Source organism: Shewanella alkalitolerans (genome assembly GCF_019457575.1).
Lineage (GTDB): Bacteria > Pseudomonadota > Gammaproteobacteria > Enterobacterales > Shewanellaceae > Shewanella > Shewanella loihica.
This window is the reverse complement of record NZ_CP080422.1, coordinates 252,722-266,594: the sequence shown is the minus strand read 5'-3', so window position 1 is coordinate 266,594 and position 13,873 is coordinate 252,722. Positions and strand designations below refer to the sequence as shown.

The window sequence follows — 13,873 nt, the reverse complement described above, 5'->3', positions numbered from 1 at the left end:
ATACAGTAAAGTAAATACTGACTCAGCACAACGCGAACAGGGGGATGTGTCGGTTCAACGCACTCCTGAGCTTCGTAGGGTTATCGAAATTACAGATTACGACAATGGTGTAACTACCACGCACAGGTTAGAGTTATATAAAACTAATCGTATTGACTGCTACAGAGTAATAGTCGATGGCAAGCTTTTGGTTCCCTCATCACACTAAACACAGTCAAATCGAAGAGACGTTTAGATACAGGTGTAAGCACGCTTTTGGCTCTCGGCGGCATGGACGCCGCCGTGAAGCGTATAAGGACATATTCACAGCGTGCCAAAAGAGTGCTTGCACATCCCCCGCCGGGCAGGCGATAGATAGCATTGAAGGATCAGCCTTCAAACCCCCATCAAATACCAAATGCTCTCAGAGGCTACAAAGCCTAAAAATCCATCCCCCGCCGGGCAGGCGATAGATACCAATGAAGGTTCGACCTTCAAAACCCTATCAAATACAGTCAGAAGCAACAATCCAAACCATTTAACGGGACCCCTTTATCGCGCCAAACAAGAATTCCAGCGGATGCTAGCGCAGAGACAAAACCTCCTAAACTTTATCCCGATTGGGATTCAACTTGGCGGTCAAAACATGATCCTGCCACTGGCCGGCGATTTTAAGATAGGCCTTAGCATACCCTTCACGCTCAAATCCCAACCTCGCAAGCAAGCGGGCGCTGCTTACATTGTGCGGCATGTAGTTGGCCATCACGCGATTCAGCCCAACCTCGTCGAAAACGAAGTCGAGTAACGCCCGCAGCGCCTCGCTCATGTAGCCCTGCCCCTGATAGCGCTCGGCGACCGAATAGCCGAGGTTCGCCGCCTTGAATACCCCCATCACCAGGTTGGTGATATTGCACAGCCCTATGATCTCAGTCTGCTCTCGATTCAGGATGGCGAATCTAAAGGCGAGTCCCGCCTTATACAGGCGGGTATTCTCAGCCACGACAGATTGGACATGGGCAAGCGTGAAGAAATCGTCGCGTCGTTCAGGCTCCCAGGGGGCCAGATGTTCACGGTTTTCAAGATAGTATCGCAGCAGCATCTGAGCTTCGTGACCTTCCAAGAGGCGGATGCGGGTGCGCTCGGTAGTCAATTCAGTCGTCATGGGAGAGTCTTACTCAAAGAGGGAAACACTAAAGCCTAGTGTGGTTAGGCGATGCTCGCCTGCATCTTTAACCAGAAGCTTTCCTGGCAGGCGTTGTGGAAAGTCTTTCGGCAGGGGGTTATAGAGTACTGCGCGCTATCGATCACCTCATAGCTTATCCAGCACTCTTCGCACAAGAGCTCGCTCGGCGCATTGTCACGCTCGACCCGGTGGCGTATCACCACGTCATTATCGAAGCGATAACTCGTCTCTTCTTCATTGATCTGCACACCATCATCGAAATAACGATTTGTTTTAGTGAGCTTATCTATGATGGCCACATCACTCGCTTGATGATGGATAGCCTTGATGTAGGTAAACAGCGTATTCATTATGTCCTTATGCGAAACGAGGGACGCAATCCTTGGCAAGATGAGATAAGGGCGACCACCCAACCCCATGCAGATGGCCCACCAGCTTACTCCTCTCCCCCCCCTTTGCAAGCACAACACCCACAAACCTGCACACCGCTTACCCTCTACCGAAACCAGTAAAACTTAATCCGCAACGGCAACAAAAACCGCTAAATCGAAGAGACGATGGATACCTAGTGTAAGCACACTTTTGGCCCTCGGCGACAGGACGTCGCCGTGGAGCGTATAGGGATATATTCACAGCGAGCCAAAAGAGTGCTTGCACATCCCTCGCCGGGCAGGCGCTAGATATCTGAGAAGGTTAGACCTTCAAAAATTCATCAAATGCCAAATGCATCCAGAGGCTACAAAGCCTAAAGAACCAGCTTCCGCCGGTGCAGGCGCTAGGTATCAGAGAAGGTTTGACCTTCAAAAACCTACCAAATACCCACTCAGCCAGACGCTAAACGTCGAAAAAAAGAAGTTACTCATGCCCCCATGGAGCAGGCGGCAAGGCAACCGGCTTGGTCAGATCAAACGTCACCTTAAAGTCGCGATTCTCTCGGGTGAGGCGATAGATAAACTGGCTTTCGGTGATCCCCATGTGCCACACATTGGTGACCGATTGGGTCAGTCCATTTTGTTTGAAGTTGTCGATAGAGTAGGCATCGACCGGGAAGGATTGCAGCTCGGCGCTGCCGCCATCTTGGGTGTCGCCGCCATACATGGTGACCTTGTCTTCGCTGCCATCTTGATGTCTGTGGTCGTGTTTGAGACGCAGTCCTGTGTCTGTCTTGGTGATCACCCAGGTGCGGGAGTGATCCTCACCCACATGAAACGGCACCTTGAGCTCGCTGTCGCTGCACTCGCGCACATGCATTACCAGACGCTTGCCTGAGAAAGCCGAGTCGGCGCTGTTGCCCGCTGTCACCTTGCCCTCGAAGGCCTGGCCGCAATGGGCGGCAATCGCATCGAAAAATTGACTCTGCTCGGTCGTGGTCGCCATTGCAGGGGCGGCTAACAATAGGGAAAAACTAGCGCCAAGAGATAGTGATAAGGATTTAGTCATCTTCTTTTTATGCTCCATCAAATTGAACCTTCACACTAGCACGAAGAGATAAATTGAAGCTGAATAAAAAAAGCCCCCGAAGCCGAGGCGACGGGGGAAAGGTTTACAGGATAACTATGTTTAGAAAAGCTATGGTTAAAACTATGCTTGGTTAATGATTCGATTCAAGGATTAGGCTTTCTCCACCCGCACCGGAATGCCGTGACGGCAGTTGGCCCCGGTCCAGTAGTCGTTGAGCATACTGGCGGCGCCGTTACGAGTCGGATCCGCTGGGATCATCTGGTTCACCGCCGTGCCGCCGGCGCGACTGGCGATCCCCGCTAACTTCTCGCCGTTGATGATACGATCGTCACCGCCAAAGCCCTCGCTATGACCAAAGCCATGGGAGACACAGATTGCCCCCTTGGCGACCCCCATATCTGTCTGCAGGGTGCCGACGCAGGGCTTGCCGTTAGCAGTCACTATGCGCACGCTATCGCCATCCTTCAGCCCCTGAGTCTTGGCGGTATCTGTGTGCATATATACGAAGTTGGTGGGACTGATCTCACCGATCCGCTTAAAGGCCGCCGCAAAGTTTGAGCGCACCGTCGCCTTGTAGCTGGAGAACAACAGAGGGTACTCGCTCTGGGGCCAATGGCTCTCCCAGGTATCACCATTCCAGAACTTATGTTCCTGCAGGGTCGGCGTGCCCGGGTAGAATTCACCCGAGTAGGCATGACGCAGCTGCGCCACCTCCTGATGATAGATCTGCATACATTTAGGCCCGGCGCCCTTGATGAAGTCGCCTTCATAACGATCATCGTCCAGGTAGTAACCACCGCGTGACAGCAGGGCCTCGACCTTGGCGGCCTCGTCGGCGGTGAGCCTTGGCGTCAAAGGCTTCATGGCATAATCCAACCCGGCCCAGAGACGATCTTCCTCGGTCACCTTAGGCAGGTATTCACACTGCGCCGCCACGTTGGCCAGGTATCTGGCGTGCCAATCCTCGAAGGTTAACAGGTCCACCTTGCGACCATCACTGGTCGCCAGGGCGCCCTTACCGAAACCAGGCAAGTTGAGCTTGAGGGCGATGTCGATCAGGAACTGCTCCATACAAATGTGCTGACCGGCCTCATTCTTGTCGGTTCTCGGGGTCACCACAGGCGAGCCGGCTACCACACCTAACTTAAAGGAGCCCCACATGCGATCCGCCGCATACTCTTCGAGCATGGAGCGGTCCGGGATCAGGTAGTCGGCATAGCGGTTGGTCTCGTTCATGTGGCAGTCGATCCCCACCACCAGCGGCAGTCGCTTAGGATCGGCAATGCTGGCCACCACCTCCTGACTAACCGATGCCGCGCTGTAGAGGAAGTTGTTACGCCAGGTGATTAACGCCTTCGCCTGATAAGGATCATTATTAGCATGGCTGGTCCACTGCTCAGCCGCGTTCATGGCGGGCAGCAACTCATGCCAAGGGGTGCTGGCGGGATAAGGGTTCTTGCCCTGCTCCACCTTTAGACGATATTCGGTCGAGGCCTCATAGGCGCCATCGCGACAGGCATTGACGATACCGTCCAACGACACGCCGCCTTCGATGTTGGCCAGATCGTACAGACCTTCCATGCCGCCGATGGGGCCGTTGCCATAGATAGATCCACCCTTGGCGTCGTGGGAGCCCACCAGGGTATTAAGCGTCGCCCAGAGCCAGCCCATCACGAAACCATCCGCCGCATTGGTGCCCGTACTGCCCGCCACACAGGCCTTGCGGCCATAGTGCGCCAGATCTTTCGCCACCTGACGCATCTCTTTAATCGAGATACCACAGCGATTGGCATACTCCTCCATGCTGGTACGCTGCGCCTCGGTGCGCAGCAGATAGAGAGAGGAGATCAGGGTTACCTTACGACCATGGCTGTCGGTGACACGTTTACTGACAAACAACTCGGCCTTGTCGCCTGACTCCGCCGACACTAAGGTCTGCGTGCCCGACTTGATGATCAGCGCCTCGTCGCCGCCCAGACCGAAATCTTTCGCCTTGGCAAACTTGCGATAATCGGGATGCTTAGGATCCATAACCACCAGGTGACCGGCATTGGTGTAGTTAAGCTCACCTGCGGCCTCGGCCGCCTTCTGGCTTGGATTTTCCAGGTGTGCCTTGTTAAACCACTGCTCCTCGAGCATGGTGCGGATCACCCCGAAGGAGAAGGACGTATCCTGACCGGGTTTGACCGGTAGCCAGGTGGCATTGGTATCGGCGGCGACAGTGGTACGCAGCAGGGGATCGACACACACATATTTAAAGCCACGATCCACCCGACTGTTGGCCAGGCCACGACCGACGCGGTTCAGGCTCACACCCGATGAGCCAGGGCTGGTGCCCATAAACAGGCCGTACTCAACGTTTTCCCAGTCGACATCGTTAAGCCACTCTTCAAACTCGGGTGATAAACCCAATGCGAAACCTGTGGCCTGGGCGGCGCCGCAGTAGGCGTGTTTAGTTCCCAGGTTCACTGTGCCCCATGACTGCATCATGAAGCGAGAATAGAAACTTCCGCGCAAATAATCTTCTGCGCAGAAGGTGGCAAACAGCTGATTCGCTTTACTGCCAAATTCGCTATGGCCCGGCTTTACCTCTTGATCCAGCTGACGAATGGCGCGCAGGCCATCGACATGGCCTTCGCCAAAGAGATCGCCCCCCTCGATGATCTCCTTGAGTGCCTGCTCATAGCTGATGGTGACCCACTCACCACTACCGCGCTTGCCCGCGCGTTTCAGCACCTGAGTCACGCGGCGCTCATCGTCCACCGAATCGACACAGCTTGCTCCCTTGGCACAGGTGGTGGCGCGATTCTTTAGCCCCGCCTCGCCCGCCATGGCGATATAACTCTGTTTCACTTCGGTACTCAGCGGCAGCGGCGAGCCGGAGTTATTTTCACAATAAGGGTTGCCCCCCACCTTCAAGACTCTGTCTGTCTTCTCATCGATACGCACCCTGAGGCCGCAGATGTTGTAACAGCTAAAGCAACGGGAATAGGCAGTGCGCACTCCTGCCGTCTTTTGCCATTTGCCCTGGGCGTCGAAGCCCCCCTCTGCCGCCACGGGATGGCCAAAGCGTGAAATGTCCTGGGTCTTCTTAGGCTCTGACTCGGCAACCACTCGGCTACAGCCCGCGCCTGTGATGGTCGCGGCAGATACCAGACCGGCCTGAGTTAAAAATTTACGTCTATCCATCTTTGACTCCTAGCGCTGCCAATCGAGGTAATTGAGATTCAAAATGGCTTGATCATCGGTCGATGTCGGCAAGCCAATGTAGAAGATGTTGGGCAAGGTGCCGGCCTCGGACAGCATGGCGTAGACCTTGTTGTCCCGCACCAGCTTAGAGACCAGGCTATCGGGATCGTTGAGATCGCCAAAGGTACGGGCGCCGCCGATGCAGGTCTCGACGCAGGCAGGCAACAGCCCCTGAGTGACGCGATGAATACAGAAATTGCACTTCTCGGGCGGGTTATCCAGGCTCTCATCTTTACGGCGCGCGCCATAAGGACAGGCATCGACACACAGCTGACAGTGGATGCACTCTTCGTGGTCGATCACCACTATGCCATCTTCCTTGCGCTTATAGGTCGCCTCCACCGGACAGACCTTAGTGCAGACAGGGTTGTCACATTGGTTACATTGGTTCGGCACCGCAAGGGTGGCGATACGCTCACCTAAACTCAGGCTAGCCTGATTGACACGGGTACGGCATCGGCCCGCCTCGGTTTGGTTTTCGACCGAACATGACACGGTACAAGAGAGACATCCGGTACAACGTCTGACGTCAAACACCATGGCATAGCGTTTTCCAAGGGTTTTAGCTTGTAGTGTGCTTGCGGGGACCAGGGTGAGCAGTGCTCCACCTGCCGCCATTTTTAATATCGAGCGCCGATCTAACATAACGAGATCCTTAACTATGCTTCTCTATTCTATAGAAGGCATGACTTCTGGAAGTGTTTATATTTCCAAAATACACAAGCAATATTAAATTGCACAGAAAACAGTTAATCCATAAATAAAAAACACAGTAAAGATCACGAATGAAATAAATTTTTTAATTTGATGAAATTATTTTAAAAGTATAATGATCCAGAGGTGATCATGACAAAGTTCTCAATTTAAAAATAAATTTAATTTCGATGAAATTATTTTAAAAACCTCAAAAATCAATCCTTAAAGGCCAAAAAACACTCAAACCAATATAACTAAAAATAGCAATATAAACAAAGGCATGCATGCAATTCAATATAAGTAAAACTATAGTGCAAGTTAGTGTAACCTCGCATTAACATACAAAATTCAAAATATGCATTTTGCATAATGCACTTTGCGAAACTTGAGATCCAATGCAAACTTTAAATAATAGCCATATTAAAAGTGTGACTTTCAACACTGAACACAGGCAAATATATATAGATGATAATAACTAAATATATTTACCGTGTTCACAACCATGAATAAAGTTGACCAGCTTAATTACAATCAGTTAAAAGTGTTCATCGCAGTCTATGAGCACGGGCAGAGTCATCAAGCCGCCAATGAACTCGGTATCACTGCATCTGGCGTTAGCCGTACCCTCAAGATCTTAAGAGACATATTTAAAGATTCACTCTTCGTTCGTCGAAATTCAGGCTTTGTGGCCACAGAAAAGGCCCATCAGTTAATTCCCTTAGCCAGAGACTTAGTTGCCGACTATCAAAGACTCGAACAACAGCACTCGGTATTTACCCCGGCGGAATCGGGCGGCCAATATGTTATTCACGCCTATGATGAGTTCATCTATGCCGTACAAAAGGTGATCCGCAACGAAATCCTCACCGAGGCGCCAAACATGAAATTCGATGTCAGGGTGCTGACCCGTGACTGCAGCAGCGATCTGGCTAACGGCGATGTCGACTTCGTGGTGGTCTATGAAGCATTCAACGGTAAACATCTCAACGCCGAGATGTTCTCGGCAACCGACAGCCTCTACATTCTGGCCCGCAGCGGCCATCCCGTTTTCGAACAGGCAATCTCACTGACCAATCTCGCTCACTATCCCTGCCTGGAGATCGATAACTACGACGACCTCAGTAATCCGCTGCTGGTCGATCTATGCCGCGAATATGGCCTGAACATGGAAGTGGAAGGCTACACAGACAGCGTGGCCACCGCCATGCGCCTGCTGAGCGAGTCTGACGCCATCATATTGGTATGCAACGAATTTACCCGCGAACTGGTGGATATGCTGCCGGGCATTAGATGGCAAAAAATGCCCAATGATCTGGCAACGCTTTGTCGAACCCGTCGCCGTAAGCATCGCGATATAGGTAACTATCTCGTCTATGGCAAGACCAACCAGTCCCAGGCCTACCTTTGGGTAAAGGCAAGACTAATCAATGGTTTGGCTAATTCATGGAGAGTCGCGGCAGCACGAGAATGAAGATTTGGTGACGGGGTCATTATGACGGCTAAGGCACTTGCATACCCCCTTTGTCGTTGACCCCGACACCAGTTTAAAACGTTGAAAAACGGCCACACAGCGTATGCAACGAGGCTTTGTACTCACCACAAGAGCAATGTTTGGAATAAATATAATTACACTTCGAGATGGGGAACTAAAATGAAAATGAACAGACGCACCTTCTTACAAGGTGTCGGAGCCAGCTCAGTTGTCGGCTCGCTGTCCGGTCTTATGCCCGGTATAGCCAGTGCTGGCGAGAGAGGCGGCGCCCCCGACAAATTGTTAAAAAGAGAAGGGGAGATCATCTACCACAGCTGTCTGCGTAACTGTGCCGATCGCTGTCTTCTCAAATGTCACGTGCAAAATGGACGCATGACCTATGTCGCAGGTGCCGAAGAACAGCGTAAAACCGGTACGGCGCCTTGTATCAAGGGTCACACCTATGTGCAGTACACCTACGCGCCCGACCGTATCCTACACCCTATGGCGAGAGTGGGCGCCAAAGGCGAAGGCAAATGGCGTCGTATCTCATGGGATGAGGCCTATAAGACGATCTCTGATCGCCTGAAGAAAATCATCGCAGAAGATGGCTCAGATGCGATCCTGCCCTACAGCTATTCGGGTAACTATGGCACCATCGGCATGTACGGTGCGGGCGAGCGTTTCTTTAACAAGCTAAATTCTCGCATACTCGACAGAAACGTGTGTATCCACGCAGGTCTGCACGGCGTTGAGTCAGCCATAGGTACAGCCATGGGCCCAGATCCTGAACAGGTCATCCACGCCGATTGCTATATCTCCTACGGCTGGAACGAACCGGCGACCAACGTTCACTTCATCAAATATATCAACCAGGCAAGGGACAAAGGCACTAAGCTGGTCGTGGTTAACCCGGTCAGAACCGCCATGGCATCACAAGCCGATCTCTTCGTGCAGATAAAACCCGGTACCGACGTGCACTTCTGCGCTGGCGTCATGAAGTACCTGATCGATAACAATTTACATGATATGGAATTTATCGAGAAGAACGTACTTGGCTGGGAAGACCTTCAAGAGCAGCTCAAAGAGATCACCTTAGACGAAGTCGTTCGAGTCACTGGTGTACCGCTTGATACCCTCAAGAAATTTGCTCACATGTATGCCGACTCTAAACGCGTCATGATGCGCCTGGGTCACGGCTTGCAGCGTAACATCAACGGCGGACGTATTTGCCGCGCCATCGCCATCATGCAAGCTGTCGCCGGTCAATACGGTAAGCTGGGTAATGGTCTGGTTTACGATAACGGTCAGGCACTTATCGGTGGTAACTGCTCGCTGGTTAAGGGCAAGCACCTCAGAACCGATCCGAATGCGACCCACGTAAACATCACAGAGATCGCCAAGGCGCTGGATCCCGTAAATCCAACCGCCTACGGCAAGCCAAGTAATCTGGTGAAGGCCTGTATCTTCTACAACGGCAACCCTGCAGCCATGGCACCGGATGCCGACGCGGTATTGCGTCATCTTAAACGTGAAGACCTCTTCCTGGTCGGTTTCGACTTCAACATGCATGACAGCATGGATGTGTGTGACATCATTCTGCCGTCTTCGACCCAGTTCGAGGCCGACGATGTTATCGGTTCCTATGGCTTCCAATATGTGCAGGTGTGCGAGAAAGTCATCGACACCCTGGGCGAATCTAAAGACAACTGGACCTTCTTCAGAGAACTCGCCAAGCATATGGGCTTCACCGATCCCGAGTTTGACGATACCAACCACGACATGATCCGTCAGTTCCTGCAGACAGACGATCCTTTCTTTGAAGGCATCACCTATGAGCGCCTGATGAAAGAGAAGTCGATTAAGATCGATGTCGGCATCTACTTCGACGACGGCAAATATCCAACGGCCTCAGGCAAGATTGAGTTCCACTCTGAGATGCTCAAGGAAGAAGGCTATCATCCGGTATTAGACTTCGGCCTGCCCGAAGATGAGATGATCGCCTCAGAGAAGGCCCTGCCATTCCGTATGGTCAGCCCGGCTATCGCCCATAGAATGAACTGCGAGTTTTACAACGTCGAGTACGTGCGTAATTACCCAGCCTATATGGTGACGATTAACCCTGAAGACGCCGCCAAGCTCAACATCAAGAATGGTGACAAGGTGCGTCTGAGTAACTTCCGCGGCGAAGCCTTCCTCACCGCTAGCGTGTCCACTCAGGTTAACCCTGGCATTGTGATGACAGTGAAGAACAACTTACGTCGCTTCAATCCTAATGGCTCTAACACCTGTACCAATATCTTGACCACAGATACGTTAACCGACCTCGGTGGCTGTTCCGCCTACCACTCGACCAACGTAGCACTAGAGAAAGCCTAAGGAACTAAAAAATGTCTATAGATAAAAAAGTGGGCTTTGTGTTCAGACAAGAGAACTGCATCGGCTGTGGTGCCTGTTCTGTCGCCTGCCAGATTCACAATGAACTGCCCGAAAACCATAGATTCCGTATGGTAGATCGCTACGAAGTACAACGTGACGATCGCACCATAGATGTCTGGTTATCCCACTCATGCATGCACTGTGAAAACCCTGCCTGCCTCATGGTCTGCCCGGCAAAAGCCTACCATGTCCGCGATGACGGCATAGTGATACTGGATCGTGAAAAATGCACCGGATGTGGCCTGTGCGCCAGCGCCTGCCCTTACTCTGCGGTCAGTATCCGCGAGGACGATGGCAAGGCCGACAAGTGCAACATGTGCGTGGAGCTGCTGGATCGCGGTATGAAACCCGCCTGTGTCGCAGGCTGCCCGGTAGAGTGTCTCCATGTTGGCAACCTACAGGAAGCCTTAGACAGCCCATCGGCAAGCAAACAAGGCATAGGTTATGGCGATTGCATCACCAAACCTAACTTAGTGATCATCAAGGAACGCGCATAATGACAGAAAAATATGGCCCTACGGCAATGGCTTACCATGCGTTCAAATCTATGATGTTCGCGCCCTCGGATACTCAGGCTGTGGCTGGGCTTATCGCCTACCTGGAGCAGGAGACGCCCGATAGCCCGCTACTCATAGAGGCTCGTAAGTTCAGTGACGACGCATCCGAATTGGAATTCGATTTTAATCGTATGTGTATCGGGCCATACAAGCTGTTGGTTGCCCCATACGAATCTGTCTACCTCAGTGGCAATCGCCAACTCTTCACCGAAGAGACACTTCGTGTGGCCGAGTTCTACCAACAAATTGGCCTGGTCATCGACGATAGCTTCAACGAACCGGCCGACTTTATCGGTAACGAACTCGAGTTCCTCTATTGCCTGCATGCCATGGCGTCAGAGCAACAGGCCTTGGGCCAAACCTCATATGCTGAGGAACTTCTCTCGCTCGCCGATGAGTTTATCCAAGCTCATCTAGGGCGTTGGATCGTCCCCTTCTGCGAGGGGATCACCCAGCATGCGAAACAGGCCTTCTGGCGGCTGTTTGCCGAGACACTCGTGCAGTTTATCAATCAACAAGCTCACACCACACAGACTCAATACCAACAGGTGTGAAGCGAGAAAGCCCGCCCGGCAAAGCGCACTGGCGGGTGAAGTAAGCGACACTAAGCGTCGCAAGGAGTATTCAATGAGTAAAGCAATAAGATGGTTAAGCCTTATTGTGCTCGGTCTGTTTGCATCCAGTTATGCTCTGGCCGATGAGGTAGTGACCCTACAACCTCAGCAGTGGCAAGCCATGAACCAACACTTTGTACACGGTGATATTCCCGAAGTACAAGGCATAGCCAAACAACCCGAACTACTGATGCCAGCCTCTATCCCTGAGCAGGCCGACGAGTCGCTGCTGAGCTACCTGGGCGCGACCGATACCATCGCCTTCGCCCTGTTTGCCAGCCTGTTCGGTGTAATCGCGCTGTTTATCCTGTTCGTTGTCATCAACGGCATCTCCAAGCTGGATCACGGCTTCTCGGGTAAGCTGATCAAGCGTTGGTCAGGCCTCAGCGTCAGCGTGCACTGGCTAGGCGCCATCCCTTGCATCCTGCTGATCCTTACTGGTCTGGTGCTGGGCGGCGGCCGCTTCTACTTCGAACCTGGCATGAATGCCGGTTCTTGGACGGCCTTGGTAGGCCTATCCAGCAGCCTGCATGAGTTGATGGCCTTCCCCTTCATCCTCGGCTACCTGCTTATGGTGTTGATGTGGGCGCCTAAACAATTCCCCGCAAGCTATGACCTCAAATGGTTTGCCGTGCTGGGCGGCTATATCAACTTCGGCAAGAAGCAACATCCCGATGCTGGCTTTGCCAACGCGGGTGAAAAGCTGTGGTTCTGGGTGTTCGCCCTGTTTGGCGGCATCATGGTGATCTCTGGATTGACTATGATGTTCCCCGAGACCTATGGCGTCACCAAGAACACGGCCAACCTGATGCTGGTATTGCATATTGCCTCAACCGTCATCATCAGCGCCTTCTCTGTGGTGCATATCTTTATGGCGACCGTGATGTCAGAAGGCGGCATGTCTAACATGACCTCTGGCTACTGTGACGAAAACTGGGCCAAGCAGCATCATAACCTCTGGTTTGATGATCTGAAGAAAGCCGGCAAGGTGTAACCCATACCCGGCCCATGGCTGATGCCATGGGCCTAATCACTCCCTTTTTTAAACGTATGCAGCTCCCCTATCCTCCATCGACGAGATGGCAGGAGGGAGACTTGCATGCCTAAGAAAACCAATTGAAGGCAAAAAGCCATGAAAAACAGTAAGATTTTTTTTCGCACCTCAATGATCGCAGCCGCACTGGCGCTCGCTACTAGTCAGGGTTATGCCGCCGAGCAGCCCCTGAGCGATCAGGTCGAGGCTCTCAACCAACGTATCGCACAGCTAGAGGCCCAAGCCGCACCATCACAGTTCAAGAACAGCCAAGTCAGCCTCTATGGTTCTATTCGCCCAACACTCATCTATTCAGATGCCGACACGGGTAACAGCTGGGATGTAGGAGATGCCATCTCACAAGTCGGCATCAAGGGCAGCACAGAATTTGCCGACGGTTGGCAAGCGATAGTTAAAGCAGAATGGGCCGTCGATGTCGCCAACTCAGGCAACTTCGGCAAGGGAAGGCAAACCTATGTAGCCATCGCTTCCCCCTATGGGCAGCTAGCTATAGGCAAACAACGTCCGGCTCAATACAGCCTAATCGCCGAATACGTGGATATCTTCAACAATGCCCACAGCCCCTTTGCCTACGACCGTGAAGGTGCCTTCTTCGTCGACAACTTCGTCACCTATAAGCTGGAAACCGGCAGTTTCACCTGGATGGCCGGCGCTCAATTTAACGGCGACAAAGGCGACACTGGCGCGGATCTGGTCAACATAGGCGTAGGCTACGATACCAGCGCGCTACATCTGGGGTTGAGCTATCTGACCCAAGACAACTTGGAGAACGGTCAGGTAAATGGCGACAACCAGACCCTGGGCGGTGTGGTGGCCTATACCTTCGACAACGGCCTCTACCTGGCGGCGAGCTACCAGGACAAGCAATACAACTTCGACAACCAGATACAACATGGCGATCGTAGCGGCAGCACCTTAGATACCGCCCTGGCCTATCCACTCAGCAACGGGTACAAGATCAAGCTGGGTTACTTCCAGTTTAAAGACGGTATCGAGGATATCAGCTCTCTAGACTATGACGGTTTCAACACCACCCTGGAATGGAACCCGCTGTCTAATGTACGCGTACACCTGGAGTACCTGAACAAGAACTACGACAACCTAGGCGACGACAGTGCCATCGCAGTCGGCTTCCGTTACGACTTCAATCTCAACTGGAAAGGCTAATCA

The 13,873-nt window shown here is 52.4% G+C and carries 11 protein-coding genes; 6 read left to right on the top strand and 5 right to left on the bottom strand.

Annotated elements, in window-relative coordinates; all coding sequences use genetic code 11:
• Nucleotides 1-583: 583 nt before the first annotated feature.
• The 5 genes from rimJ to K0J45_RS01280 form a co-directional block, all read right to left on the bottom strand.
• A complete protein-coding gene (gene rimJ, locus K0J45_RS01300) occupies nt 584-1,141 on the bottom strand; it encodes a ribosomal protein S5-alanine N-acetyltransferase (protein ID WP_220043935.1) in 558 nt (185 codons plus the stop codon).
• 44 nt (nt 1,142-1,185) lie between these two features.
• Nucleotides 1,186-1,512 carry a hypothetical protein gene (locus tag K0J45_RS01295; RefSeq protein ID WP_258406739.1) on the bottom strand — a complete coding sequence of 109 codons (327 nt, stop codon included), beginning with the start codon at nt 1,510-1,512 and terminating at the stop codon, nt 1,186-1,188.
• 505 nt (nt 1,513-2,017) lie between these two features.
• Nucleotides 2,018-2,602, bottom strand: a complete 585-nt coding sequence (locus tag K0J45_RS01290) for a hypothetical protein (RefSeq protein ID WP_220043933.1) — start codon at nt 2,600-2,602, stop codon at nt 2,018-2,020.
• A gap of 171 nt (nt 2,603-2,773) precedes the next feature.
• Nucleotides 2,774-5,812 (bottom strand): molybdopterin dinucleotide binding domain-containing protein, encoded by a 3,039-nt coding sequence (locus K0J45_RS01285; protein ID WP_220043932.1) that lies wholly within the window; start codon nt 5,810-5,812, stop codon nt 2,774-2,776.
• Between the two features lie 9 nt (nt 5,813-5,821).
• Nucleotides 5,822-6,517 (bottom strand): 4Fe-4S dicluster domain-containing protein, encoded by a 696-nt coding sequence (locus tag K0J45_RS01280; RefSeq protein WP_220043931.1) that lies wholly within the window; start codon nt 6,515-6,517, stop codon nt 5,822-5,824.
• A gap of 553 nt (nt 6,518-7,070) precedes the next feature.
• Between K0J45_RS01280 and K0J45_RS01275 the strand changes: the two genes are divergently transcribed.
• The 6 genes from K0J45_RS01275 (at nt 7,071) to K0J45_RS01250 (ending at nt 13,870) form a co-directional block, all read left to right on the top strand.
• Nucleotides 7,071-8,039 (top strand): LysR family transcriptional regulator, encoded by a 969-nt coding sequence (locus K0J45_RS01275; RefSeq protein WP_220043930.1) that lies wholly within the window; start codon nt 7,071-7,073, stop codon nt 8,037-8,039.
• Nucleotides 8,040-8,219: 180 nt separating this feature from the next.
• On the top strand, nt 8,220-10,418 hold the full coding sequence (locus K0J45_RS01270; RefSeq protein WP_220043929.1) for a molybdopterin-dependent oxidoreductase: 2,199 nt from the start codon (nt 8,220-8,222) through the stop codon (nt 10,416-10,418).
• 11 nt (nt 10,419-10,429) lie between these two features.
• Nucleotides 10,430-10,975, top strand: coding sequence for a 4Fe-4S dicluster domain-containing protein (locus K0J45_RS01265; RefSeq protein WP_220043928.1), 546 nt, complete (start codon nt 10,430-10,432; stop codon nt 10,973-10,975).
• The gene (locus K0J45_RS01260) at nt 10,975-11,589 is read left to right on the top strand and encodes a TorD/DmsD family molecular chaperone (protein WP_220043927.1); all 615 of its coding nucleotides are present in this window, start codon (nt 10,975-10,977) and stop codon (nt 11,587-11,589) included. The genes K0J45_RS01265 and K0J45_RS01260 overlap by 1 nt, the downstream gene beginning before the upstream one ends.
• Nucleotides 11,590-11,662: 73 nt before the next feature.
• Nucleotides 11,663-12,643 (top strand): formate dehydrogenase subunit gamma, encoded by a 981-nt coding sequence (locus K0J45_RS01255; protein WP_220043926.1) that lies wholly within the window; start codon nt 11,663-11,665, stop codon nt 12,641-12,643.
• A gap of 138 nt (nt 12,644-12,781) precedes the next feature.
• The gene (locus tag K0J45_RS01250) at nt 12,782-13,870 is read left to right on the top strand and encodes a porin (protein WP_220043925.1); all 1,089 of its coding nucleotides are present in this window, start codon (nt 12,782-12,784) and stop codon (nt 13,868-13,870) included.
• Nucleotides 13,871-13,873 lie beyond the last annotated feature (3 nt).